At 40.6% G+C, this 26,523-nt stretch carries 23 protein-coding genes and 1 tRNA gene; 11 read left to right on the top strand and 13 right to left on the bottom strand.

Annotated elements, in window-relative coordinates; translation table 11 throughout:
- Nucleotides 1-58: 58 nt before the first annotated feature.
- The gene (locus ABDW32_RS20995; protein ID WP_343565795.1) at nt 59-973 is read right to left on the bottom strand and encodes a LysR family transcriptional regulator; all 915 of its coding nucleotides are present in this window, start codon (nt 971-973) and stop codon (nt 59-61) included.
- A gap of 76 nt (nt 974-1,049) precedes the next feature.
- Here ABDW32_RS20995 and hutH point away from each other — a divergent pair, with 76 nt between their 5' ends.
- From hutH to hutG, 4 genes are read left to right on the top strand one after another with little or no spacing between them, the layout of a single operon-like run.
- Nucleotides 1,050-2,612 (top strand): histidine ammonia-lyase, encoded by a 1,563-nt coding sequence (gene hutH / locus ABDW32_RS20990; RefSeq protein WP_343565794.1) that lies wholly within the window; start codon nt 1,050-1,052, stop codon nt 2,610-2,612.
- An 11-nt stretch (nt 2,613-2,623) separates the two neighbouring features.
- Nucleotides 2,624-3,877 (top strand): imidazolonepropionase, encoded by a 1,254-nt coding sequence (gene hutI / locus ABDW32_RS20985; protein WP_343565793.1) that lies wholly within the window; start codon nt 2,624-2,626, stop codon nt 3,875-3,877.
- Nucleotides 3,874-5,889, top strand: coding sequence for a urocanate hydratase (locus ABDW32_RS20980; RefSeq protein WP_343565792.1), 2,016 nt, complete (start codon nt 3,874-3,876; stop codon nt 5,887-5,889). Before hutI ends, ABDW32_RS20980 begins: the two co-directional genes overlap by 4 nt.
- 3 nt (nt 5,890-5,892) lie before the next feature.
- Entirely contained in the window at nt 5,893-6,882 is a 990-nt protein-coding gene (gene hutG / locus ABDW32_RS20975) for a formimidoylglutamase (protein ID WP_343565791.1), read from the top strand.
- A 109-nt stretch (nt 6,883-6,991) separates the two neighbouring features.
- On the opposite strand, the gene ABDW32_RS20970 is transcribed toward hutG, so the two are convergent.
- Nucleotides 6,992-7,273, bottom strand: coding sequence for a GNAT family N-acetyltransferase (locus tag ABDW32_RS20970; RefSeq protein ID WP_343565790.1), 282 nt, complete (start codon nt 7,271-7,273; stop codon nt 6,992-6,994).
- A gap of 210 nt (nt 7,274-7,483) precedes the next feature.
- Here ABDW32_RS20970 and ABDW32_RS20965 point away from each other — a divergent pair, with 210 nt between their 5' ends.
- Entirely contained in the window at nt 7,484-8,932 is a 1,449-nt protein-coding gene (locus ABDW32_RS20965) for an exonuclease domain-containing protein (RefSeq protein ID WP_343565789.1), read from the top strand.
- 874 nt (nt 8,933-9,806) lie between these two features.
- On the opposite strand, the gene ABDW32_RS20960 is transcribed toward ABDW32_RS20965, so the two are convergent.
- A complete protein-coding gene (locus tag ABDW32_RS20960; RefSeq protein WP_343565910.1) occupies nt 9,807-10,511 on the bottom strand; it encodes a TIGR00730 family Rossman fold protein in 705 nt (234 codons plus the stop codon).
- A gap of 117 nt (nt 10,512-10,628) precedes the next feature.
- Here ABDW32_RS20960 and recR point away from each other — a divergent pair, with 117 nt between their 5' ends.
- Complete coding sequence (gene recR, locus ABDW32_RS20955; RefSeq protein ID WP_343565788.1) at nt 10,629-11,243, top strand: recombination mediator RecR; 615 nt, start codon at nt 10,629-10,631, stop codon at nt 11,241-11,243.
- Here the strand turns inward: recR and ABDW32_RS20950 are convergent.
- The 3 genes from ABDW32_RS20950 to ABDW32_RS20940 all read right to left on the bottom strand — a co-directional run bounded on the left by ABDW32_RS20950 (nt 11,231) and on the right by ABDW32_RS20940 (nt 13,464).
- Complete coding sequence (locus ABDW32_RS20950; RefSeq protein ID WP_343565787.1) at nt 11,231-12,415, bottom strand: oxygenase MpaB family protein; 1,185 nt, start codon at nt 12,413-12,415, stop codon at nt 11,231-11,233. The two genes, recR and ABDW32_RS20950, sit on opposite strands and share 13 nt — an antisense overlap.
- 62 nt (nt 12,416-12,477) lie before the next feature.
- Nucleotides 12,478-12,840, bottom strand: a complete 363-nt coding sequence (locus tag ABDW32_RS20945) for a hypothetical protein (protein ID WP_343565786.1) — start codon at nt 12,838-12,840, stop codon at nt 12,478-12,480.
- Between the two features lie 3 nt (nt 12,841-12,843).
- The gene (locus tag ABDW32_RS20940) at nt 12,844-13,464 is read right to left on the bottom strand and encodes a hypothetical protein (protein ID WP_343565785.1); all 621 of its coding nucleotides are present in this window, start codon (nt 13,462-13,464) and stop codon (nt 12,844-12,846) included.
- Between the two features lie 187 nt (nt 13,465-13,651).
- On the opposite strand from ABDW32_RS20940, the gene ABDW32_RS20935 reads away from it, so the two are divergent.
- Entirely contained in the window at nt 13,652-14,905 is a 1,254-nt protein-coding gene (locus tag ABDW32_RS20935) for an amidohydrolase (RefSeq protein ID WP_343565784.1), read from the top strand.
- 204 nt (nt 14,906-15,109) lie between these two features.
- Here ABDW32_RS20935 and ABDW32_RS20930 read toward each other — a convergent pair whose 3' ends face one another.
- Nucleotides 15,110-15,706: a hypothetical protein gene (locus tag ABDW32_RS20930; protein ID WP_343565783.1), complete on the bottom strand. Its 597-nt coding sequence runs from the start codon at nt 15,704-15,706 to the stop codon at nt 15,110-15,112.
- Nucleotides 15,707-16,231: 525 nt separating this feature from the next.
- Between ABDW32_RS20930 and ABDW32_RS20925 the strand changes: the two genes are divergently transcribed.
- The 3 genes from ABDW32_RS20925 to ABDW32_RS20915 all read left to right on the top strand — a co-directional run bounded on the left by ABDW32_RS20925 (nt 16,232) and on the right by ABDW32_RS20915 (nt 19,326).
- Nucleotides 16,232-16,294: transfer RNA gene (locus ABDW32_RS20925), tRNA-Thr, on the top strand.
- Between the two features lie 404 nt (nt 16,295-16,698).
- Nucleotides 16,699-17,793 carry a slipin family protein gene (locus tag ABDW32_RS20920; protein WP_343565782.1) on the top strand — a complete coding sequence of 365 codons (1,095 nt, stop codon included), beginning with the start codon at nt 16,699-16,701 and terminating at the stop codon, nt 17,791-17,793.
- A 111-nt stretch (nt 17,794-17,904) separates the two neighbouring features.
- The gene (locus ABDW32_RS20915) at nt 17,905-19,326 is read left to right on the top strand and encodes an RtcB family protein (protein ID WP_343565781.1); all 1,422 of its coding nucleotides are present in this window, start codon (nt 17,905-17,907) and stop codon (nt 19,324-19,326) included.
- Between the two features lie 163 nt (nt 19,327-19,489).
- Here ABDW32_RS20915 and ABDW32_RS20910 read toward each other — a convergent pair whose 3' ends face one another.
- The 4 genes from ABDW32_RS20910 to ABDW32_RS20895 all read right to left on the bottom strand — a co-directional run bounded on the left by ABDW32_RS20910 (nt 19,490) and on the right by ABDW32_RS20895 (nt 22,988).
- The gene (locus tag ABDW32_RS20910; RefSeq protein WP_343565780.1) at nt 19,490-20,776 is read right to left on the bottom strand and encodes a chloride channel protein; all 1,287 of its coding nucleotides are present in this window, start codon (nt 20,774-20,776) and stop codon (nt 19,490-19,492) included.
- A gap of 170 nt (nt 20,777-20,946) precedes the next feature.
- A complete protein-coding gene (locus ABDW32_RS20905; protein ID WP_343565779.1) occupies nt 20,947-21,405 on the bottom strand; it encodes an effector binding domain-containing protein in 459 nt (152 codons plus the stop codon).
- 122 nt (nt 21,406-21,527) lie between these two features.
- Nucleotides 21,528-22,388, bottom strand: coding sequence for a DUF6265 family protein (locus tag ABDW32_RS20900; protein ID WP_343565778.1), 861 nt, complete (start codon nt 22,386-22,388; stop codon nt 21,528-21,530).
- Between the two features lie 42 nt (nt 22,389-22,430).
- Entirely contained in the window at nt 22,431-22,988 is a 558-nt protein-coding gene (locus ABDW32_RS20895) for a DUF4256 domain-containing protein (protein ID WP_343565777.1), read from the bottom strand.
- Nucleotides 22,989-23,122: 134 nt separating this feature from the next.
- Here ABDW32_RS20895 and ABDW32_RS20890 point away from each other — a divergent pair, with 134 nt between their 5' ends.
- Nucleotides 23,123-24,007 carry a DUF808 domain-containing protein gene (locus tag ABDW32_RS20890; protein WP_343565776.1) on the top strand — a complete coding sequence of 295 codons (885 nt, stop codon included), beginning with the start codon at nt 23,123-23,125 and terminating at the stop codon, nt 24,005-24,007.
- Nucleotides 24,008-24,081: 74 nt separating this feature from the next.
- On the opposite strand, the gene ABDW32_RS20885 is transcribed toward ABDW32_RS20890, so the two are convergent.
- Together ABDW32_RS20885 and ABDW32_RS20880 are read right to left on the bottom strand one after the other, a co-directional pair.
- Nucleotides 24,082-25,467 carry a WG repeat-containing protein gene (locus ABDW32_RS20885; protein WP_343565775.1) on the bottom strand — a complete coding sequence of 462 codons (1,386 nt, stop codon included), beginning with the start codon at nt 25,465-25,467 and terminating at the stop codon, nt 24,082-24,084.
- Between the two features lie 210 nt (nt 25,468-25,677).
- Complete coding sequence (locus tag ABDW32_RS20880; protein ID WP_343565774.1) at nt 25,678-26,325, bottom strand: pentapeptide repeat-containing protein; 648 nt, start codon at nt 26,323-26,325, stop codon at nt 25,678-25,680.
- Nucleotides 26,326-26,523: the final 198 nt, after the last annotated feature.

The raw sequence follows: 26,523 nt of genomic DNA, 5'->3' as shown, positions 1-26,523 counted from the left end.
TTGTTTTTTAAATATATAGTCAAGTAAATATATCAAATATTTCCGCGATAAAAAAAGCCTAAGTTTCGGTAATTGCAGCATTTAGGCCCTGAGAAGCAATAATATCTAAAACGAAAGGTATCCCTGGATTGCGATTTTCCGCATTCCATACGAGGGACAGGGTCGTTCGTTGTACTAAATCATCCAGCTCAAGAAAACCTACATCAACCTGATAGCCATTTTTCAACGACGCAGGTACAATAGCGACCCCTAATCCCTGAGCCACCATATTAAATATGGTTAATGCATTTACTGTACGGAGCGTAACTTTCGGTGTAAATTGATGATCCTGAAAAATACTCATGACCAAATCATAATAGGAGTGACTGTAATTTTTGGAAAACAGAATAAACGATTCATTCTTCAATTGGTATAGATCAGGTTTCTTCTGTATTAACAAGGGATGATCGTTTGGTAGTACCAGACTGAAATGTTCCGTATGGATAGGAAGGCTATGCAGTCCGATCGGAGTTTCGGTAAGGCGGACAAAACCAAAGTCAAGTTCCTTTTTTTGAATCAGGTCCAATTGGGTTTCATTGGCAAGTTCGTGTAATGACAGTTCGATGTCAGGTTGCTTTTGTTTGAGGGTGACCAACAATTGAGGTAAGATTGTTTGTACTGCCGAGCCGATAAAGCCCAATTTTAGCGTGCTGATTTTTCCGTTGGCCAAACTCTGAAGATGTGTTTCAATCTGATCTAAGTGTCTAAACAGCTCATTAACCTCGTCAAAGAGATAACTTCCGGCCTCTGTCAAGGAGACATTTCTTTTATTGCGCTCAAACAGCGTTACATGATAGTTTTCTTCCAGTTGCTTGATCTGCCTGCTCAGTCCGGGCTGGGCTATAAATAGACGCTCAGCAGCTTTTCTGAAATGGAGTTCTTCGGCTAATACTTTAAAATAAAGAAGATGTCTAAGTTCTATTTGATAATTCATGGTTATCAATTGATGATAAAAATGTTATTTCTGATTATTAAATATAGCGGCTAAATTTGATAAAAGCTTTATAACAATGGAAAAATTTTTATACGGCAGTGGACACTTAACCAGTTCCATTGCTTTGGCAATAGCAAAAGGGGAAGTTAAAGGGGAGATCTCAGCAGAAGTGAAGACCGATATTGATCGGAGTGCAGCCTATGTACGTCGGATTGTCGAACGTGGGCAGGTGGTTTATGGTATCAATACGGGATTTGGTCCGCTTTGTACGACACTGATTGATGCGGATCAGACACAGGTGTTGCAGGAGAATATCCTGAAGAGCCACGCTGTAGGGATGGGCGAGCCCATTGCAAATGATTTAGCCAAAGTGATGCTTATATTGAAAGTTCATGCATTGGCCAAGGGGTTCTCGGGTGTTCAGTACAGTACATTAGAACGTATTATATGGCACATCGAACAGGATATTATTCCCGTTGTTCCCAAACAGGGCTCAGTCGGTGCGTCAGGAGATCTGGCGCCATTGTCTCATCTTTTCTTACCTCTGATCGGTCTTGGCAAAGTGAATATCAACGGAGAGATCTATGCGACGGAGACTATTTTAACGAAACATGGTCTCAAACCTATTCAGTTAGGCGCTAAGGAAGGCTTAGCCTTGATCAACGGGACACAATTTATGGCGGCTCATGGCGTAAAAGCTGTTAGCGAGTTCAACAGAGTGCTTCAGAATGCAGATATTATTGCCGCACTGATGATCGAAGGGCTGAATGGATCCATTAAACCTTTCTTTTCCGAATTACATCAACTGCGCCCACATGCTGGCAATCGCTATGTTGCTTCAAATATCCGTTCTTTGCTTTATGGATCAGCTATTTTAGAAAGCCATAAAGATTGTTCGCGCGTTCAGGATCCATATTCTTTACGTTGTATCCCACAGGTGCATGGGGCTTCACGTAATGCATGGCTTCACTTAAAAGATACTATTGAGATTGAAATCAACTCAGTAACGGATAATCCTGTTGTTATAAACGATGAATTAACGATCAGTGGTGGTAGTTTCCATGGACAGTCCATCGCTTTGCCCTTGGATTATGCTGCGCTTGCGGTGTCGGAGATAGGTAATATATCGGATCGTAGGGTCTATTTATCCCTAGAAGGGCAAACCAATGGAGTGCCTAAGTTGTTGATGAAGTCGACTGGCCTTAATTCGGGATTTATGATTCTTCAATATAGTACAGCTGCTATTGCAAGTGAGAATAAGGGCTTGTGTTTTCCAGCGAGCGCGGATAGTATTCCAACATCACTGGGACAAGAAGATCATGTAAGTATGGGCTCTATTTCCGGTAGAAAGCTGCTTCAAGTCATAGATAACGTAGATAAAATTCTCAGCATTGAATTGCTGTGTGCAGCACAGGCGAAGGATTATCATTACCCACTACAGTCTACTCCGGCATTGGAAGCGGTTCATGAACGCATACGGAAGTTTATTCCACATATTGAATCCGATCAGCCAATGGAGGGTTTATTAACGAAAGCTTTGGAATTGGTTAAATCGGGTGAACTGATTAAACTGCGTCAACAGGCTAATCCACAGCAAGATATTGAAACTGAGCTGGTGGAACGTTTTGATACATTTTAGATTGAGAGGTCATGGAAAGAGAGTTAAAACTTATAGGCCCTTTCAGGCAATTATTGACTATGGATCACATGTCATTGAAAGGTGCTATCAAAGATACCGAATTACAGGTCATTCATCAAGCCGGCATTTTGATTAAAGGTGACATCATTCAAGAAATAGGTGATTTTAACCTTTTGTGTCAACAATGGCGGGAAAAAGCTACCGTCATCCGTCTTGCATGCGATCAGGTCGTTTTACCGGGCTTTGTTGATTGCCATACCCATATCAGTTTTGCAGGACAGCGCGCAAACGACTTTGCGCTTCGTAATGCTGGTTCTACCTATCTGGAAATTGCGGAAGCCGGTGGTGGAATTTGGAGTACGGTCTCCCAGACCAGGGCCAGTACAGAAGATGCATTGGTTCAACTTACCATTGATCGCGCTGATTTTCTATTGCGTCAAGGTATTACAACGGTCGAAGTTAAAAGCGGTTATGGTCTTCAAGTTGAAGAAGAACTTAAAATTCTAAATGCTGTCAAAAGGGCAAATAGGCAAACTGCTGCGGATTTAATTCCGACCTGTTTAGCAGCACATATGTTGCCACGGGATTATAATGGATCGGCGAAAGATTACCTTGATCTGATGGCAGCTACGCTCTTCCCGAAATTGAAAGCACTACAACTGGCTAATCGGGTGGATGCTTTTATTGAAAAAACAGCATTTGACGCCGAAACGATCAGGCCATATTTGCAACGGGCTAAAGAAATGGGCTTCGATTTGACGGTTCATGCGGATCAGTTCAGTACCTCCGGAAGTCAAATTGCAGTGGAATTAGGAGCCCGTTCAGCTGATCACCTTGAAGCGTCCACAGCAGACGAAATTGAACTTTTAGCACAGTCAGATACGGTTGCCGTGGCATTGCCTGCGGCGTCTATTGGTATTGGTTGTGCGTTTACACCAGCACGTAAACTGTTGGATGCCGGTGCAAGTCTAGCAATCGCAAGCGACTGGAATCCCGGTTCTGCCCCGATAGGCCAATTGCTGACCAGTGCCTGTATATTGGCGACAATGGAAAAGCTCAGCAACGCGGAGGTTTTGTCAGCATTGACCTTCCGGGCAGCACATGCCTTGAATTTGCATGATCGTGGTAGGCTGGCAAAGGGAATGCGAGCGGATTTCAGTTTATTTCAGACCGATAATTATCAAAATATCACTTATTATCAAGGAAGTATGCAGCCTTCGGCTGTTTGGAAAGATGGTAAAGAAGTGTTTTCAATTGTACGATGATGGAAAATGTATTTAGTCGTGTAGTCGCAGAAGGCATCCCTTCGCAGCTACCTCCCAAGATAGCGCGTGATCTGACTGTAAGTCATGCACCGCGACGCAAAGATATTCTTTCGAAAAAAGAAGAAAAGCTTGCGCTGAGAAACGCACTGCGCTACTTCCCAAAATCCTGGCATTCCGAACTTGCGACCGAGTTTCTGGAGGAATTGCGTGTCTATGGAAGGATTTATATGTACCGTTTTAGGCCAAGTTATGCCATGTATGCGCGCCCGATAACAGCTTATCCGGCAAAAAGTAAACAAGCAGCGGCTATCATGTTGATGATTCAGAACAATTTGGATCCTGCAGTTGCGCAACATCCCCATGAGCTGATTACGTATGGTGGTAATGGTGCCGTATTTCAGAACTGGGCACAATATCGTTTGACAATGCAGTATCTTTCGCAGATGACGGATGAGCAGACGCTGCATATGTATAGCGGTCATCCAATGGGCTTATTCCCGTCTTCCGAACATGCGCCCCGGGTTGTTGTGAGTAATGGCATGATGATTCCGAATTATTCGAAACCTGACGATTGGGAGCGGTTTAACGCCTTAGGTGTCACCCAATATGGGCAGATGACGGCAGGTTCCTATATGTATATTGGTCCACAAGGTATTGTACACGGAACAACGATTACAGTTATGAATGCCTTCCGTCGGCAACTTACCGCTGGAGAGTCTATCCAGGGAAAAGTGTTTTTGACCTCTGGCCTCGGGGGCATGAGTGGTGCACAGCCCAAGGCAGGTAATATTGCCGGCTGTATTACCGTCTGCGCTGAGGTAAATCCTGCAGCTGCAAAAAAAAGATACGAGCAGGGTTGGGTAGATGTATTGGTGGAAGATATTGCCCAATTGGTGGAGCAGGTTCGCATGGCGATGGATAAAAAGCAGACGATATCTTTTGCTTATATTGGTAATATTGTGGAGGTCTGGGAAGCCTTTGACCACGAGAATATCTTTGTGACTGTCGGATCGGATCAGACTTCACTCCACAATCCTTGGTCCGGCGGATACTATCCGATGGGCCTATCATTTGATGAATCCAATGTGCTGATGGCTGCCGATCCAGATAGATTTAAGCAGCTTGTTCAGGCAACTTTAGTTCGTCATGTAGATGCCATTAATAAGCATGTTGCCAAGGGTACATATTTCTTTGATTATGGCAATGCATTTTTATTGGAAAGCAGTCGCGCAGGAGCTGCAATAATGAGCCCAGATGCAGATAAGTTCCGATATCCATCTTATGTTCAGGATATTTTAGGACCAATGTGCTTTGACTATGGATTTGGCCCATTTCGTTGGGTATGTACCTCCGGCGAGCCATCGGATCTGGAAAAAACAGATCAGCTTGCAATGGATGTACTGACATCGCTTCAAGCGATAGCGCCGGCGGAAATCCAACAGCAAATGTTGGATAATATCCAATGGATCAGAGAGGCCGGAAAAAACAGGTTGGTCGTTGGGTCTCAAGCCCGCATCCTATATGCAGATTCTAATGGACGTATCGCGATTGCCAAAGCATTTAATGAAGCTGTTCGAAACGGAGAACTTGCTGGCCCAGTGGTATTGGGACGTGATCATCATGATGTCAGTGGAACGGATTCCCCTTATCGGGAGACGAGCAATATTTACGACGGAAGCCAGTTTACCGCAGACATGGCTATACATAATGTGATAGGTGATAGTTTTCGGGGTGCGACCTGGGTCTCTATTCACAACGGTGGTGGTGTTGGCTGGGGCGAAGTAATCAATGGCGGTTTTGGAATGTTGCTTGATGGTTCAGCAGCCGCGGATGGCAAACTGGAGAAAATGTTGCATTTTGATGTAAATAATGGTATCGCTAGGCGCGCCTGGGCACGAAACAAGGAGGCAAATCAAGCCTTAGATAGTGCAATGGAAAGTAATCCAACGCTACGGGTTACTCGGGCTCAACTGGTGGACGACCATATTATTGATAAATTGTTTAATGAATAAGGAATGAATCTTTTACTTAACCAGCGGGACTTATATACCAAAGGAGACCAGGTCGTCTGGAAAGGACGAATCGATGGCGAACAACGAGATTGGATGCGCTGGCATCAATTGATGGAATGTACAGACCTGTTGTCCGATCCCGATTTGAAGCAGTCAGTGGTGTTCTTAGGGTTTTGCAGTGACGAAGGTGTCGCCCGCAACCAGGGACGGGTGGGTGCGAAGGATGGACCTGGCGCTATACGAAACGTACTTGCTAATCTGCCAGTTCATTTTTCATCTGAACTAAAAATTAAAGATGCTGGTGATATTTTGCTTAAAGATAGTGATTTAGGGTCCGCTCAATTGACGCTTGGTTATGCATTGTCTTCAATTCTTAAAGCGGGTGGATTTCCTATTGTATTGGGGGGTGGGCACGAGGTGACTTATGGGCATTATCTCGGAATAAAAGATTTTTTGGCTGATGGTGGACATCGGATCGGTATTATCAACCTGGATGCTCATTTGGATATGCGTACACTTACTGGAGGGCAGGGAAATTCAGGTACAGGATTTTTTCAGATCGAAGCAGATCGGAAAGGTATGAAGCAGCCATTTCATTATTTGGCGATTGGTATACAGGAGATCAGCAATACAAGTGGTCTTATCAGCTATGCAAAGTCAAAGGGGACGCAGATTATTGAACGAAAAGACCTGATCTCCGATAAATTTAATGCTATTAAGAAGCAAATTGAAGCATTTGCCAGTGAGGTTGATTATATCTACTTAACTGTTGATCTAGATGTTTTTGCTGCTCCTTATGCGCCAGGTGTAAGTGCACTAGCCTTCAACGGTATTGTTCCTGATGATCTATTTTTTGATTTGTACGATGTGATTACTGGGTTACCTAATTTGAGGTCCATGGATATCGCAGAGTTAAATCCATCTTTTGATATAGATACCCGTACAGCAAAATTGGCGGCAGATCTTATCTTTAAATTTGTAAATAGATTTTAATCATTTGTATTCGGATAAGCCTGGTTGAAATCAGGTTTATCTAAATAATAAAAGCAGGTTAGCTCTGCCTTTGGTAGATTCAACCTGCTTTTTGTATTTCCTCATTGCGCTAAAAAAGCACATCGGCCAACTCCGCTTCTTTGTCAAAAACTGACTTTGCAAAGGGGCATAGGGGGAGGATTTTGAGGTGTTCTTTTCGGGCAAATGCGACTGCAGCCATCAATAGTTGTTTGCCTAATCCCTTGCCTGTATAGTTTTCGCGAACTTCGGTGTGGTCAATGATAAATTTTGTCGGTCCAGCCCAAGTGTATGTCATCTGTGCAGCTGATTTTCCTTGATCCACTGCCTCAAAACTGCCGTGTTTTTCGTCGTTTTTATGTATTACTTCCATTGATGATAATTTGATATATAAAACTCTATCCAAAATAAACAAAATCTAGTCAACATCATCCTCGAATTCCTTATCCTGTCGAATATTGCTGAAAATTGACCAAACCATAGCAGGCTTATCTCGGTAATCCACTGACTAAATACTTTAAGTTCGCCAAATAAATGCTAAAATATATAGATATACTAAATATGTTAGTATATTTGCTTCTGAATGACTAATCGGAGCAAAAAACAAGAGTTTGCCATTGTGGATATAGAAACCACAGGGGGTAATGCAAAATCCAGCCGGATTACTGAAATCGCAATCGTTATACATGACGGTAATCGTGTGCTGCATCGTTGGGAGACTTTGATAAATCCAGGCGTTGAAATTCCAAATTCTATTTTTGCGCTTACCGGTATAGATAATGACATGGTTGCTGATGCACCATTATTTGAGGACGTTGCAGCAGAAATTTATGCATTATTGAAAGATCGGGTTTTTGTTGCACATAACGTCAATTTTGATTATTCCTTCATTCGTTTTCAGCTTCAGGAGGCTGGAATAGACTGGTCTTCCATTAAATTGTGTACCGTACGCTATGCCCGCAAGATTAAACCGGGTCTTTTATCTTATAGTTTGGGCCGTTTATGTGATTACCTTGATATACCCATCGAAAATCGACATCGCGCAGGTGGTGATGCTGATGCAACAGCAATTCTTTTCGCTTATCTTCGCGCCCTCGATACGACGCAGGTATTTCAGGAAATGATCAAACATAAGGCTATCGATCAACGGTTTCCGCCGCATTTGGATTTGAAGGAATTTGAGCAACTGCCCGGTACTGCCGGTGTTTATTATTTTCATGATAGAAATGGAAAGGTGATTTATGTGGGGAAGGCAGTCAATATTAAAAAAAGGGTATTATCCCACTTTACAGGTAATAATATTCAGGCACAGCGGCAAAATTTTTTAAAAGAGATCTATCATATTAGTTATGAATCTTGTGGTACAGAACTAATGTCACTGTTGTTAGAATGTGCGGAGATAAAACGACTTTGGCCAAAATATAACCGAGCGCTTAAACGGTATGAGCCAAAATTCGGTCTGTTTTGCTATGAGGATCAAAATGGTTATCTCCATTTGGCGATAGGTAAAATGAATCGGATCCAAGATTGCATTCAGTTATTTCAACGGGAATATGATGCCATTCAATTATTACAGTCCTTTATGAAAGACGGAGAAATAAGTGCTCAGTTTTGTCATTTTGGCACTGCTAGTTTGGCAGCAAAATCGCTAAGTCGAACTGATTTGCCTGATCAGGCACTGCATAATACGCGCGTGGAGCGTTGTATTGATGAATGGCTGAAGCAAAGGCCTTCTTATGTATTTATCGATAAGGGGCGGAATATAGAAGAAAAGAGCTGTATTGTTATTGAAAATGGCCGGTTTTACGGTATGGGATATATTGAGTTATATGGTCAGTATACTAACTTCGAAGATATCAAATCTCAAGTAAAAGCCTACACAAGCAATCATTATATGATGGAGCTAGTTCGGCAAATGGCTGAGCGCTATCCCAACAAGGTGCATTTCATGAACCAAAATCCTGCAGGGCTTGTTGCTGCTGAACCTGACACTGACTATGACAAAATTGCCAAGGATAACCTCTTTCAATAAGTTAATTATTATTCAATAGTATAGACATTCGACCTAGAAAGAGAGATTCGTCATATCAATCTCAGGAATGTGTTAAGAAAATGTGAAATATTAAATTGATACTCTTTTTGGTCTAATAGTTGAAATATTCCTTCTGTAGAATAATAAAAAAGACTTTTCATAATTTAGGTTAATAATTGGTTAGTTAAGACCTGGGGCTCCCAACCTCAGGTCTTCTTTTTATACATAAATAGCATCTGTCGTTTCTCGTATAGCTGGACAGCGCTTTTGATATGAGAGTGGCCCCTGTTCTTTTTGTTAAAAAATCACTTTTTACTATTTTATTATGTAAATGTAATGGTTTGTATATCAAATTATTGCGATTTGTCCCCCCTTTGTCCCCCTCGTTTTTTTCTCTAAGGGGTTAATTTGACATACATTAGTACATGCATACTGTAATGGCGGAATTAGTAAACAAAGATGGGGCGTTTTCTAAAAGTAGCTACGGTATATCTTATCCATATCTTTATATATAAAAAGGGCTTAGGCCCTTTTTTTTGTCATTATGCGGAAATGTCCATTTTATTTTTCAGTAGCCACGTTAGCCGTTGAGCTGGAGCAGCAGATCTACAAGGAAGGATAGTGGTAGAAGATACCTTTTGCACGGATACATACGCTTCATTATGTTCGATAGTATTAAAATCCTGCTTAGTTATGCCTAAAAAATAGGAAATTAAGTTGTCGGATCCATGGCCAGATAATGCAATGATGCGAGGATAGGCCTGATTTTGATTAGGATGGAAAGCTGTGGATAGATAGCGAGTACATAAAAATACAAAAAAGAGTATCCAAATTGTTTAGATACTCTTTTTTGTCTTATTTAATCTTATAGCGATTAGAAATTCGGTTTCAACAGATACTTATCATAGAAACGGAAAATATGATCTGCTGCTTCTTGTGCTGTATCGACGATCCGGTAAAGCTTGAGATCTTCTTCACTGATATATTTGTTTGATAGCATAGTGTTTTGTACCCAGTCCATGAGGCCTTTCCAGTATTCTGAACCAACCAATACGATTGGGAAGCGCGCAATCTTACCTGTTTGAATCAGGGTAATCGCTTCAAAGAGTTCATCCATTGTTCCGAAGCCACCAGGCATAACGATATAACCTTGGGAGTATTTCATAAACATTACTTTTCGTACAAAAAAGTATTTGAACTCAAGCAGTTTGTCCCGATCAATATATTTGTTGTGAAATTGTTCAAATGGCAGTTCGATATTCAAACCTACAGATTTTCCGCCAGACTCATAAGCGCCTTTATTCGCTGCTTCCATAATCCCCGGGCCACCTCCAGATATAATCCCATAACCGCGTTCAGTTAGTAGCGCAGCGATATCGACAGCCATTTGATAATATTTGTGTTCACGTGGGGTGCGTGCAGAACCAAATATGGATACGCAGGGGCCAATTTTAGCCAATTTTTCAAACCCATCCACAAATTCTGACATGACTTTAAAAATCTGCCATGAATCTTTCACTTTAATTTCCTGCCATGTTTTATTCTCAAAAGCGCGGATAATTTTATCTTCTTTTGTAATGTCCATATATAACGTTATACATTTAATTTCTAAAACCCTTTTTTTTTCAAAAAGGAATACAATATAGCTATTTTTTTAATACTAGCTACTTTTTACGATTATTCTTACATTTGCATTATGAATTTTTCTTCTAAACTTCTTGAGAACGCAGTTGCGGAATTTGGTAAATTACCGGGTGTAGGACAAAAGACGGCATTAAGGCTAGTCTTACATCTATTGAAGCAATCTGATTCTGAAGTGGCTCGTTTTACGGCGTCTATTGACCGTTTGAAAGAAGATATCCAATATTGTCAGGAGTGTTTTAATATTTCGGATCAGGCGACCTGCGAAATATGTGGATCCTTTAAACGCGAAAAGAGTTTAATCTGTGTAGTGGAAGATACGCGCGATGTTATGGCCATCGAAAATACAAACTCTTACCAAGGTGTTTACCATGTACTGGGAGGGCTGATTTCACCAATGGACGGAATAGGTCCTGCTGACCTTAAAATTGAAGGATTGCTCAATCGTATTCAACGTGGTGATGTTGAGGAGGTAATTTTGGCGCTTTCAGCGACGATGGAAGGGGATACCACCATTTTTTATCTGTACCGAAAATTGCGCGAGTTTAATGTTAAGATTACAACCATCGCGCGTGGTATCGCATTTGGAGGTGAACTGGAATACGTCGATGAGCTAACCTTGGGCCGGTCGATCGCTACCAGGGTGCCCTATGAGCGTCATGTTGGGTAGTTGTATGTCAAATAGATCTGCTTGACTCCCTCATGGACTTTTCGGCCTTTCCGTATTTGTTGCTGCCTGACCTCATCCTTTAGGATCTGGCTATTATCCTTTTTGTTTTTAAGAATGTTAAAGTAAGCAATCTTACCAATCGTTGTCTTTTCCAGTCCCAATAGACTACAGGAGTAATTCCCCAGTAGATAGTTATTATAGTACAAATGTACCTCCCGCATTAATTTTCTGCCAAACTTGTTTCTTGGATAAGCTGCATGTATCGGTTCTTCCATAAGGGCTTGGGCTAATGCAATACTGTCCTGATCGCCCTCTTTTTGGGTCATGGTCCAATAATATAACGCTTTGATAGCCTCTTCCTCAATGTCTGGAAGCAGATCCAAAGGAATACCCAATAAGCTTCCGATATACTTCCAAAGATGTATAATACCACTTATTTCATTTTCTATTAATTTGAATTTCATTAGTTTAAGGCCAATTAAGTAAACTAATGAAAAACCTAAGTTGGTTGCTAACATATCCCATGTATTTAAAGGGATACCCCATTTGTCAGTGTTCCAATCGCCATGTTTCAATATACTCAAGCGTGCGAAGGAATGGATGCATCGTGTCAATAGAATGGCTTCAAAACCAATGCCCCCTCTTCGTAATGCATGGTCACCTGTTATGTCAACCCAAAATGTAACTGTTTCGGTTAAGCGTTTAACGGCGCCTTTTTTAAGCGCCCCAGTAAAAATCAAGGGCTTGTTGATCGCGCTGGATTCATAACCACCCATGAGGCAATAATCGCGTAATACAATGAGCCCAGTCAATCCTGAGCGCTGACTGAGCGCAATTCCCTGTTCTATCTTTTTCCAATCGAGCCACTGAGGCTCTATTGACAAGGTATTCATAAAATCCGAAATCAGTTTATCGTAAACGCTTTCGATGGCTTTGCCCTGGAGATAATCCCGAATCAGTTGCTGCCCTTTTGCAAAGCCGATTTTTAGATGTAAATGTTCAACCAGTCGGTCGCAGGCCTCATCGTACTGATATAACAACGGAATATATTGATCCGCATCTGCAAGATTTGGTTTATTGGGCAACTTATCAAGCAACTTAGCACCGATACCTTTTGTCCAATAATAGGAAAACGAACTCGTGTTAATTTTATAGCGCTCCGGAATTTTCATGTTTAAATGCGTATACCTAAGTTGAATTCAATTGATCTGTCATCGATTTTAAACGGGTACGTTTATTGAATTGTCCAAATAATATAACTTCCTGTTGCATAGATCTTTTTATCTTCTTTTGTAAAGCTAAAATCAATGTAGTCTGTCTGGCAGGAAGAGATATCGCTACAGCAGAATTGTCGGGAAATTTTAAAATGAAGGCGAAAAGAACCCTTTAGCGTCGTGCGATCAAAGAGAATATTGCTGATGCTAAAATCTGTCAGTGTTGGTGCACCATCTTGATCATTGAGCTGATCAACAACATGATCATCAATCAGCCGCTGCTGTTCAATATCTAATAATTTTGAGAATTGTGTTGGATCGTTTAGCAGCAACTCAAAATTGCTGTCTTCTGTTATTGCTAATTGTACACTGATGTCTGCCATGTTTTAATATACATTAAATGCTCTCCAGTTGGGGATGTACACGTTATAGATCGCTTCTGATTCTTTCTTGTTTTTTTTGGAAAATTTACAAAATGCTGCTAAAACAATCAGATTAATCTGTTCTTTCTCAAAATCAATCAATCGGGACGAAAAATAGATTTCATTGCCCTTGATTTTATAATTCGTGGTAGAAAGCTTGCCGATACGAATTGCCGTAACGGCATAGTTGTCGAGCTGTTCTTCCCAATAGGCTATCCTATTGATCAGTTCATTGTAGAGCAATTCCAGGCTCCAGGCTTTGAGCAACTTGAGTGTATTGACAGTCTTTCGTTGGTGAACACAGATACTGCTTGATGTAAGTTCAATAACAGGTGCTGCTGAGGTTGTAAAAACCTTAACCAGGTAGGGTTTTGTAAATAAATGATAGGGATTTTCCAAGTAGGAATAGGACTGATGATGGCCAGAAGATGCCGGCGGATTTAGTCTAATATATTGCTTGAGAGAGGCAATATCATAAAAAGGTGGTGCATACACACGAAAGGGCGAGCCTGTACCTTGAATTTGGATATAACCTTTGTCCCAACTTACTATTTCATAAAAATTGTGATCGATTTCAATCTGCATATTACGAAAGTGGTGTTTTATAAAACGAGTTCAAAGTAACTATATTTTTGTATTAAACACAGGATAAAGAGAAAATTCATGCAGATATAATAATTTAAGCGTAGCCATAATATTTACAAATGTTGTGATAATATCTACAAAGCGAAAAGAGACTAAATAGCTTAGCTTTGAAAAAAATGATATTGTCATGAATAAATTCAATCAGCATAACGAACAGTATACATTGGAAAATGTACGACTGGAAACAGGCTTTCTTTATAATGAAGGGGAAATTGTTGGAACTGATACGGCACTTTTTACGGTAACAATAGCGGACGGAAAGATAAAAGAAATTCGACCGGGTCAAACTTTAGCTGGTTCCGGAGGATTTGATGCGAAGGGAAAATTGGCATTACCCGCCTTCAGGGATATGCATATCCATTTGGATAAAACCCTTTATGGTCTGCCTTGGAAAGCTGTATTCCCCAAAAATAGAACTGTGAAGGATATGATTGCCCGCGAGCAGGAAATTATTCCTGAGTTGCTTAAGACTTCGGTGGAAAGGGCTGAAAAGCTGATCATGTTGCTACAGGGCTATGGAACTAATTTTGCAAGAACACATTTTAATGTCGATCCAACCTCTGGTTCCAAATCATTGTCAAATCTATTACGGGCATTGGAACATGTAAAAGATTCCTTTGGAGCAGAATTAGTTGCTTTCCCCCAGCATGGCTTATATTATACGGATTCTGTGGGGTTGATGAAAGATATTGCCACTTGGGATAAGGTTGATTTTATAGGTGGTCTAGATCCTTATAGTATCGATGGAAGTATTGAAAAACCCATAGACTTGACTGTTCAGTTAGCGTTGGATAACAACAAGGGTATCGATATCCATCTGCATGAGGGGGGCGAATCAGGTGTAAAAACCATTCATTACTTAATAGACAAAGTACTTGAGAATCCCGCATTGCAGGGACGGACATTTATCAGTCATGCTTTTGCATTGGGATATATGTCTCAAAAGTATCTTCAATATACAGCTGAACGCCTGGCTTCCGCTAAGGTTGGTATCGCGACTTCGGTCCCATTCCGTAATATGCTGATGCCATTGCCTCAACTGCAGAAAGCAGGAGTGGAGGTGCTTACCGGAAATGATAATGTGCAGGATCACTGGGGGACGTTTGGTAGTGGAAATATGTTGCAAAAAGCAAACCTTACTGCGCAACTCTATGGTTATGAGACGGAATTTGATCTGTCCCGTTGTCTGCGTTATGCGACAAATGGAAAATTACCTCTGGACGATAGTGGTACACGCGTCTGGCCAAAGGTGGGTGACGAAGCGAGTTTTCTATTGGTGGATGCCAGCTGCTCTGCTGAAGCTGTATCGCGTATCTCAGCTGTTGATGGGCTGCTGCACAAAGGGAATATCGTTAAATGGAGCAATTCGTCTCCTATTTAATCGCTTACATGCCCCATTTATTGTTTTATTATATGGCCACTTTTTATCCATTAGTGATATAAAGTGGCTTTTTTTCGAATTGTCTGTTTTTTATTGATTCGTATTTTTTCATTCATTTATCTATCCGCTCGTCACAGGCGGTTTATTGGTCAAAAAGAACGTTTCGTTGATTAGTCTAGCTGTGGTGCGGAAAGTTCTAAGATTTTATTGTACAAAGCTTGTCCTGCAATAATCAATTTTATAGTTACCATTTTCGAGAACCAGCCGTACCTCGTTTTGCGTTTTTATATTGTCACCATAATTTATAAATACGCTGTACTTGTCTGTGCTTAGCTTCTTGATCTCGACGGTATTAATTGCCAGGGCATCATCATTACCTCGGCCGAATAACCACATTTCCTGCGTGTAGAGGGGATAAATTTCTCCCCACTTCGCTTTATATCGCGCTTCCGCCCCCGGTAATTCTGCGTCCGTTAGATTTGAAGGACCATAGATTTCGTTAGCATCCGTTAGGAACTCCATAAAACGCGCCGTACAGAGGGCTTCTTCCTTGTCCAGATAATAACAATACTTCCCTGATTGATCATCATTGCAGTGAAAAATTCGCTCCAGCCATACTTTGCCTGGATCAAGTTCTGTTGTTGACTTTACCTGATCGCTGGCTTTCGTAGTATCAGCCCTACTTTTTGTTGTTAGGCTGTCCCCAGCGGGCTCTACAGTATTATTTTTGGGATTTGAACCCGTACAACCAGTGGTGACAAAATAGATAGCCAGTAGAACCAATAATGTTTTTGCTCTCATTAGTAAATTCCAGTTAATTATAACGGTGTAAAAATAGCACTTCTATCCGATAGCTTTCTCATGGTAATCAGTGATATTTATGCTTATCTCATGATCATGTTGGCACATCTCTCGTCTAGTCTCTGTAGATATGCGCAATATAATTGCGTAGTTAGGGTTCTAATTTTTAATACTAACATTTGTTTTTGAATTTTTACATCTAATTATCAGTGTGTTGTGTTTATTTTTGTTGTTTTCTTTGTGTTTTATTTTATTGCGCAAATGGTCTGCACGTTAATAGAGTGATCTTTGTAATGTCAGCAATGATACAGGTTCTTTGATGAAAATTATAGCAAAATGCTTTTAAGATATGTACTTCTTTTTTGGAGAAGTGTAAAAAGACTCGCATTCTTTGATTTGCATCCTAGTCTCCTGTTTCTGTATAGCAGGATAGTATTGTTCCCAATGGGACTCAATGTACTGATAAGAAGAGGAGAATGGGAGAAGGTTGCCAGGGTTGAAGGTTCGAATCCTTCCCTCGAAAGAGGTAGCTCAAGGGTAGAGCACGGCAGTTCCGTTGTAGGTCGCAGGTTCGACTCCTGCTCCTGAGCAATCAGGATAGTTCACCTTGGTTAGAACAACAACTCAATCGTGTGGGTTCGAATCCCACTTCCATTTTCGGATGGAATAGCATAAGGGTATTGCACAGAATTTAGGTTCTGGTTTTGAAAGTTATACCTTCTTTAAAAAGGTGATTTAAATAAAGCTTGCTATAGTCTGTCCGGCGGGGAGGAGAACTTCGTTTTTCTTCATCGCAGTCGGTGGGGAGCCCGTGATCGGGAACATCTCATACAGAGACGATACAGGAAGAGTGTTGTTGTGAATCGCTCAGGCGGCCATTTCGAACGCTTCTACGGTAAAGCTCCGTATGGGCTCTTTTTGATCCCGCTCGGCATCGATAGACAGCTCATAGCAAGTTTTGTCATTAGAAAATAGTATAAACAATAAATACGATGAAAAGAGTACAAGTAAATGTCAATGAAATTGGAATGGTGGTTAAAAATAACCAAGTTATCCGTGTATTGGAAGCCGGTAAGTACTGGTTGGGTTTCGGTGAAAAACTGGAGACATACAATAGGGCAAATTCGTTTCCGTCTAACCATAACATTGATGTGCTCTTACAGGTGGAGGGCTTTCGTGAGCTGGTGGATATTGTCGAAGTGGCGGACACGGAAATTGCGCTGGTTTTCTTAAACAATAATTTTGAGAAGACCTTGGCAGCAGGTAGACATGTGTTCTGGAAAGGTTTGCAAGTGCGCAAATTTCAGCTGGAGGATATTTCGGAGATCGAAATACCGGCTTCTGTCAACCGTCAATTGTTTGAAAAGCAAACGTTGGCTTATTATATCCGTCAATACAAAGTTGAACCAAATGAGAAAGCATTACTTTTTGTTGATGGTGTGTTTACAGAGATTTTGGATCCAGGAACGTATTGCTGGTGGAAGAACGCAAAAACTATTGCAGTGTCAAAAGCAGATATGCGTGTGTTAACTTTGGATGTGGTGGGTCAGGAGATTCTATCGCGGGACAAAGCGCAAATACGGATCAATTTCACTTTACAATATCAAATCGTTGATATCGTCAAAGCGCTGTTGGATAATAAGGAATATGAGAAGCAATTGTATGCCGTGATGCAATTAAATCTCCGGACCTATATTGGTCAGATGACGCTGGATGAACTGATGGACAAGAAGGCGGAGATAAGTACTTATATTTTACAAAATACGATGGAATATATTGCTGGATTAGGCTTACGTCTGTTAACTTGCGGAGTCAAAGATATTATTTTGCCAGGGGATGTCCGCGATATCATGAACCAGGTGTTAATCGCGGAAAAGCGCGCTCAGGCAAATATTATTATGCGCCGCGAAGAAACTGCTTCAACCAGAAGTTTGCTGAATACGGCAAAACTTATGGAGGAGAATGCGATGTTGTTTAAATTGAAGGAAATGGAGTATGTAGAGAAAATTGCCGAAAGGATCAATAACATTTCTATTTCGGGCAATGGGCAGATTGTAGATCAATTAAAGCAGTTGTTTGTAAAGTAGCGACAAAGAGAATTTAATAAAATTGAGAACAAAAGAGGTGCGGGTAGCAATTGTAAAGAGGTATTGCTACCTGCTTGGGATTGGAAAGATCCCCTCGTAAAAAAGATAACAATGGAAAATAAAAGAATTAATGGCAATGATCTGATTGCATTAGGATATAAACAGAACCATACATTGGGTGCTGCGTTGAAAATCAACAGCAAGCGGCATGGTTTTACGCGAGCAGAAATGTTAGCCAAATTTAAATCTGTGCTGGAAAACCCAACAGCATATACTGAGGATACTATTTTCAGTGTACTGGCGCAGGCCATATTGGGACAGGATATTGTTGATGCCTCATTAATTGCGTTGAATGAAAATCCTGCGGAATATACAATTTATGGTGCGTCTGGAATAGAAGCGGGAGCTAAAGAACAGATGAAAGTAGCCATGAAGCTGCCAGTTACGGTTGCTGGCGCTTTGATGCCTGATGCCCATCAAGGATACGGACTTCCGATTGGTGGTGTATTGGCTACTGATAATGCTGTGATTCCTTACGGAGTAGGCGTTGATATTGGTTGCCGAATGGCTTTGTCCATTTTTGATCTGCCAGCATCCTTATTGGATACGGATACAGCAACATTAAAAGAGACTATTCTGAAACATACGCGATTCGGTGCCGGCAATGGCTATCTGAAGCATGAACGTGTGGATCATGCGGTACTGGACAATAAATTGTTTGCAGAAAATGATCTGCTTAGATCCTTAAAAGACAAGGCATGGACGCAGTTAGGATCATCGGGTGGGGGGAATCACTTTGTGGAATTTGGGATTGTGGAGTTTGTTGAAAAGGACGAGGTGCTGAACATTGAGAAAGGACTTTACCTGGGTTTGCTGACACATTCCGGATCCCGAGGCCTAGGTGCAACCGTTGCTGCTCACTATACCAAATTGGCGAAGACTTTATGTAACTTGCCTTATCAAGCTCAAAATCTGGCTTACCTGGATTTAAATACAATGGAAGGACAAGAATATTGGTTGGCAATGAATCTGGCTGGCGACTATGCTTCAGCCTGCCATGAAGTTATTCATGACAAGATAAAAGGTGCTTTGGGCGCTGAGCTGCTAGCGAAGATTGAAAACCATCATAATTTTGCATGGAAAGAGACCTGGAATGACCGGGAGGTTGTGGTACACCGCAAAGGAGCTACTCCTGCGGCGAAAGGTGTGATGGGAATTATCCCAGGTTCCATGGCTACTCCTGGATTTCTGGTGCGCGGAAAAGGAGAGATGGCTGCTATTCAATCAGCATCTCATGGTGCAGGACGATTGATGAGCCGTACACAAGCAATCAAGACGCTCGCTGCTACTGAGTTGAAAGATATGCTTGCTGATCGGGGGATTACGCTTTTGGGAGCCGGTATGGATGAAGCACCCATGGCCTACAAAGACATCCATACCGTCATGGCCTCGCAAGAGGAATTGGTGGACGTCGTTGCAAAGTTCTCACCAAAAATCGTTCGCATGGCTGATGATGGTAGTCGCGAAGATTAGTTGTATTTTAAAGCTTCATTAAATCAAATAAAAAAGGATCAAATTCTTAATGATTTTGATCCTTTTTCTTATCTGTTGGTATTGGCTATCCCTCAGATTTTAACTCCGATTTGCCGTTACAATTTTCAATTTGGAGACAGCCCCTTTAAGCTAATGCTGGTTGCTAGTTATGGGCGACTTCCTTGTAGGTATATACATTATAAGGATAGATCCTTTTGGCAAGTATTTTAGCGATGACACTGACTACCAATAAGGGTGCAAATAGTAGATAACCTGAAGGGACGATGCTGGCAATAATGAAAATTGCGGTAAATGGTGCATGGATGGCAGCGGAAAGCATCGCTGCGGCACCAAATAGCGCAAAGTTAATGACAATAAGATGTGTGCCCAGATAATGATTGCAAAGTTGTGCAAAAAGTACACCTAACAGTGCGCCTGTTACAATACTTGGGGCAAAGACACCACCATCACCACCAGCCCCTAAGGTAAGTGCTGCAGCAAGAGGTTTTAACAGGACAAGTAGGAGCAATGGAAGGAAGTAGAGCCAATTGATGGATTCATGCAAACTATCTTCCAGAATTTCTCCAAGACCATAATAGCTGTCGCCATATAGGGCAGGCAAAAAGAAGATCAAGATTCCTACAGTAATGGCACCCAAATTGACCCGGATGAAGTTATTCTTTATTCCCGCAAAGAAAGATTTTGCATAGATCACAATTTTAGTGAAATATAAGGCTAAAAGACCAGCGATCAGGCCTAGTAAGATGATAAAAGGAACGGCTTGCCATTGCCATTGCTTCGCTGCAAAGTTGAACAAAGGACTGGCATCCATATAGTGTACGAATAGCGAGGCGACCAGCATGGAGCTGATGCCACTGATCAATAGTGTTTTGTTGTATTTTCTGGCGATAACTTCAAAGGCAAATAATAAGCCACCAAGCGCACTGCCAAACAATAGTGTTACACCGGCAATCACACCAGCGCAGATCAGTTCTGTTTTATAAGCCCAAGCCGGATGAAGACGCTTATAGGCCTGGTTTCCCACAGTCGCTGTGGCTACTACAGTAGAAACTTCAATACCGGTTGATCCGCCAAAAATAACTGTCAAAAAACCGTTTATATAGTGAGACGGTATCTTGAAGAAGGGTAAATGATCCTTTCGTGTTTCCAGCGTGGTATAAATCTCCTTGATTCCTTTGTTTTTCCGGTTTTGAAAAGCATACTTTCGTAGAAAATAGATCGCTGTAATGCCCACACTTGGGAAGAGGATAAATAGTCTAGGATCCCAGTTTAAAACGCCCTCAGCTATTTTTTCCTGTACATATCCAGTCATATGTTTCAGACTGTAAGCGAGTAGGCAACAGATCAGGCTTACGAAAACTGAACTTCCGATTAATTTTATGTAGCTGTATCGCAAGATTTTCCTACGGCGGGCTGTGGTGTCCTGCATGTTAGTTTATTTTAAATCGGCACAAAGGTAAAAGATATTTTGGCTAAAATAAATACAAGAGAGGTCTAACATACGTTTTGTTACATTCACCAGTAAATATATAAAAAATTGTCAGGGCTTTAACCGGCTTGACAGTTGTTACCCTGACGAATGATCTTAAGAATTATTGGCTATTGGAGTGCAATAAAAATATCAACCTTTGCCTGTTCTGGGTTTTGTGCTTTCTCACCGTATATTTCAAAATCTGCTGAAAATGCTCTCGGAAGATCGGCTTCCCAGATGTTTAACCAGGCATCGTAAACAATACCTGATGCCAGATTACCTTCAGCCTCGACATGATGATATAGACTTTCTTCAATGCGTATGCCATCCATATCTTCCGGGAGATCATCGAGATGGGCAACCTTACAACCTAATAAGGTTGTGTAGGGCAAGGTATGATCCTTTTCGTATTCTGTATAAACACAATAGAGCTCATTGGATAGTTTATTTGGAATCCGGTTCATAATGTCATTTTCGAAAAATCTGGCCCATAGTTCAGGAATATCTTTGGCGGCTTGATTGTTCTGATTGCTTGTACGTATCGCAATTCCAATAATATTAAAAGAAGGGATAGATCTATTTTCCATGCGTTTTTATATTTTTCCCAAAAATAGATCTGACAGCTGACAGCGGTTTGTCATTAGGAAATGCTGGATTGAAAAAAATAGACCCTTACCGATGAATACTAAATCTTATGTATGGTAGTAAATCAATGTTCTTTTTTCCATATTTTTTCAGAAAATGGTAGGTATTCGGGTAATGCTGCCGAGCCGTACCAAGAATAGTATAAGGGCTCCAAAAGACCATTTTTAATTGCGGGATCTGTCTGAAGTATTTCTTTGGCCTGTTCAATTGTTGCGACCTTATTGAGGATAAAAAGGCCTCGAAAGCTACTGTCATTTTTTCCAAATGGACCAGCTACAATCAATTGCCCATTCTTTACCAAACGGCTAATATTTTCCATATGTCCTTTAAAACTTTCGCTGATCAATTGTTTATCTGTGGTTTTATTTTGGCCAGTTTTTAGCAACACGAAAATATAACTTTTCATCCCATAATCATCAGCGTCTAACTTGGCTGCCAAGTTGCGGTCATAATTGGGGTTTACACCGAGGCTATCGTTTTTTATTTTGTGAACATAAAAAGAATGTGTTTTCCCGGATTTCCCTTCAACTGAAATATGAAGACGTTCTCCTGTAAGCTGTTTATAACGAATTTGGGTGGGAAAATCGTGACGCTCATTGATAAAGGAATAGGTACTGTCCTTATAAGTCAATTCAAAGTCTATTTCTTTTCCGTTATTTTGACCGATTACCAAAGCGGTGTAAATAACCTTGTCGCCAATTTTTTTGACTTTAAGATATTCACTCACGATTTTCTGTCCATTTTTAATGCCGTAAGAGACGCCCTTTAATTCACTGTCATTGATGCGGTCCCAGTGTTCATAGCGTTCTTTATCGGTAACCTTCCAGGTGCCCTGGAGAAATGCAGGAAAGGAGGCCTGTGCGAATACTGACTGCGAAAACAAGATGCAGATGAGGCAAAGCCATAAGAGGATAGACTGTTTCATTTTGGTGTAATCTATTTGGATTAGCTTGTTATTCCCTTTTTGTTAAATGTATAATATTGCCCGAAAACCGCGAGCGGCATAGTAGGAGATAGCGCCATTGTGGTAGGTGAAAACATGGTCATAGCGGCGGTCACAGAATAGGGCGCCTCCGAGTTTACGGATATTGGCGGGTGTCTGTATCCAGCTTGATGTTTTCAGGTCAAATTGCCCCAGCGTTTGTAACTGTCGATATTGTTCCTCCGTTAGCAACTCGACGCCCATCTGTTTAGCCGTTTCCATGGCACTTCCTACCGGTTTATTTTCTTTTCTGGAATCCAATGCGGCTTGGTCGAAACACAGACTTCTTCTTCCTTTTGGGGTTTCCTCGGCGCAGTCGACAAATAAATAAGCACCATTAACTGGATCGATTCCGATAACGTCCGGTTCGCCACCACTCTGTTCCATTTGATGTAAGCTCCAGACCTTGGCCGGATTTTCTTCCAGTTTATGTTGTATCTGTTCCCAGGCAAAGTCTTGATGTCTGTTCATATTGGTCTCAAATCGCTGCTTTAATACTTCGTATAATACGGCCTGATCGGTAGCTGAAAGTGATTTTTTCATATTTGGTATAATTTGAATCTAAAATACACAATTAAAATAAATCTGTTTATAGTCTATTATTGTTATTCAATTAAATTACTTACTTGGGAATTGAATTAAATTTATATTTTTACGTTCAAATTTTTAAAGAATATATGGCTTCAGGAATATTTGCAATCTTAGATGATATTGCGGCTTTAATGGATGATGTTGCAGTTGCTAGTAAAATAGCAACAAAAAAAACCGCTGGAATTTTAGGGGACGATCTAGCAGTGAACGCGGAGAAAGCGACCGGATTCTTAGCATCCCGGGAATTACCCGTTTTATGGGCTATTACAAAAGGTTCACTTATCAATAAATTGATTATTGTCCCGATCGCATTATTATTAAACGTCTTTTTTCCGATAGCTATCAAATATATCTTGATCTTGGGTGGATTTTATCTGGCTTTTGAAGGAGTCGAAAAGATTATTGAGTATTTATTTCACCGTAAACACCGGGAAGGTGAAACCACAGGGGAAGAGGTGATCGAAGAGAATACGGTAGATGCAGAAAAATCAAAAATTAAAGCGGCGATCACAACTGATTTTATCCTCTCGGTAGAGATCGTTATTATTGCGTTAGGCACAGTATTGGATAAAAGTCTGACTTTGCAGATCATTACAGTTTGTGTGGTTGCTTTTCTTGCCACTGTAGGCGTATATGGCATCGTAGCATTAATTGTCCGTATGGACGACGCTGGCTATAAATTAATCAAAAATGCAAAGGAAAAAGGGCCATTGGCCAGTTTAGGGAGATTGCTTGTTCGCGCTTTGCCTTTTATTATCAAATTATTGGCTGTCGTTGGTACGATTGCCTTGATTTTGGTCTCGGGAGGTATCTTTTCCCATTATATAGATTTTCTACACCATGCATTACCTAATTTTCCAGGAATGATTAAAGAGCTTCTGTTCGGTTTAGGGGGCGGTATTATTGCCGTTCTACTTTTTACGGTAGGTAAGAAGATTTTTGGTAAAAAGAAGACTGTAATTACAAATTAACAGGGGCAAATAGTAAAGAAAATAAGGGCTGGTGACCATTACCAGCCCTTATTTTTTGAATGCACTGTTATGCCTTAAATTTCTTCGGCTGCCGCTTCAGCTGCTGCATCCATTTCTACCTGTTCACCTTTTGTATTGATTAAAATTACATCATCTGAATCATCTTTTGTGACGGATGCTATGCCATCGCTAAATGCTGTAGCACCACTGTAGATAAATGGAATGGCAATTTTTCCCAGGCCATTTAAAAAGCCGTATTTGCCATTTTTACTTGCGAGGAAAAGATCGGGTTCTTCGGTTACGGAAATAAAATCATAAGCTTGAGCTATTATTTTGTTTGTTTTAATATCAACGAGACTGTATTTGTCATTATCAACGCTAATAAAATGGGTACCATTGTTTTCAGAAATGAAGCTATAGCTCGCCGGTACAATGATTTTTCCGGCCTGATTTAGAATGCCATATTTTTCATTTTGTTGAAAAACAGCATAGCCGCCATTGATAAAGGAGATCATATCGTAGTTTGCGGGAATAAGTATTTTACCTGCCTTGTCTAGTAAGCCATATTTTTCATCTAGACCGAATAGAAATTGCCCCGAATTATCATCATAGCTTAAATACTCGTATTGAAAGGGAATAATGGCTTTCCCTGAAAGATTGATTGCGCCGTATTTCTCATTTTTAAATTGGACGACACTGATTTCGCCTACAAATGGTGTAATGTAATGATATTGGGCAGGTACGATGATTTGTTGCGCATTATCTTGTAATCCCATAAGACCTGATGTGCTGTCTTCAAATAGGTAAAGATTTTCTGCCATTTGATTGCTTTCCTCACCATCTTGGCCTTCTTCATAGATAGATTCCACTTGATCATAGTCTTCGGGAACGATAAAATCGTTGTCATTTAACTGACTGTCTGCGACATTTTGCGCGACAATATCTACGCCAAGCGGTGTGGTTACCTGAAGCACAGCGCCTGGAATTTTTTTGAAGATATCAAATCCTTCCCAATAGATAACAGGTAGCTTCTCGCTATACCAGATGGACAAGTTGGTATTGCCTTCAATATCTTCGATATTGGGGAGCTCAATCTGTGCCAGTTTGCAAGCATAACCCGCAATGGTTTTAGTTTGACCAGGAATCAATTTTATAGAGAAGGAAGTTGCTTCATCTTCGTGCACGGTGTATTTCAATAGCGACGGATAAAGGATAGTTGATTTATCTTCATTCTTTTTCGCAAGAAAAATGGACTCCTGTCCCTCCGTTGAAGAAATAACTTTTATCTTGTCGTTACTGACATAGGCTTCATACAGGGAAACAGGAGGTTCTTGCTCCGTACCTTCACTGTTGTTTGCGAATACAATGGCATAATTAATTTTAAATGCTTTATTGACCTGCCCGAAGGATATCGCACTAGTAGCCATTAAAATTGCGAATGATAAGAATGTTTTTTTCATCTATATAAATTTGCTTTTTAGTGGTGAGGAAGCGATCATGAGCTCATATACGTAAGATTACTTCGCGATTATAGGGGCATGATATTTTCGTCTACCAAAAATTGATAGGCAAATATGATGATTTAGAATAGGCACTTTTATCCCTGAAATCCGTTATTTCGTGATTTATCACTAGCGATTTCTTCTGGAGCCTGATGATATAAAATCTTATCAGTCGATCAGCAATTGATATTTGGCGAGCAAACCGGGCAATTGTTCTGATCCAAATTTACTATTTTTCATACGATTGGTTTCTGGATCCAACTGAATATTAATGGAGGTACGAAAGTCACAGCCTTCCAGGTTGCATTGTTCAAATCGGGCAAGTAGAAAATCGCAATCTTTAAAGATCACTTGTTGAAGGTTAGCTTTTTCAAAATCGACATGTTGTAGCGAACATTGGTCAAATTTGAATTTCTTCATATTTCGTTCAAAAAAAGAAGCATAATCGAGCATACTATTTTTCGCTTCGATATGGAAAGAGAATGAGCTACATTCGTTGAATTGAATGCCCAACATCTTACAGTCCTGAAAAAGGATATGATCCAATTGGGTTCCCTTGAGCTTAATGTTGGATAAATTACAGGATTGAAATTCACAGTCTATAAAGGTCAGATCTACCAATGCGGCATTTTGGAAATCGCAATATTCAAAAGTGCATTTATAAAATTCTTTAATTCGCTGCAATTCACTATTGAAGCTTACTTTGGAAATCGTCTGTTCTACCAATTCATCCATAATTTCTCTTTCTACGTGAATATTGTGATCGATTGCCTGCGAAAATACATTTTTAGGCTCGATAATGGAAGTATAGTTCACATGTGCTCTTTATATCGCAAAAAAATACCTGACTTCAGGGAGAAAAAACTGCTATTATAGGGTGTAACTTTGGAGCAGTTGCCAAATGCCACCGCATATTGGCCAGCAATATTTTACATTGAAACTCTGGTAGGTTTTATATAGGTTGTGGAAAGGGGCACAGTTTATCGTGCCCCTTTTTATCTGTAATATGCGCTG

The organism is Sphingobacterium sp. (assembly GCF_039596235.1).
Taxonomy (GTDB): domain Bacteria; phylum Bacteroidota; class Bacteroidia; order Sphingobacteriales; family Sphingobacteriaceae; genus Sphingobacterium.
This window is presented reverse-complemented; position numbering and strand designations above follow the sequence as displayed.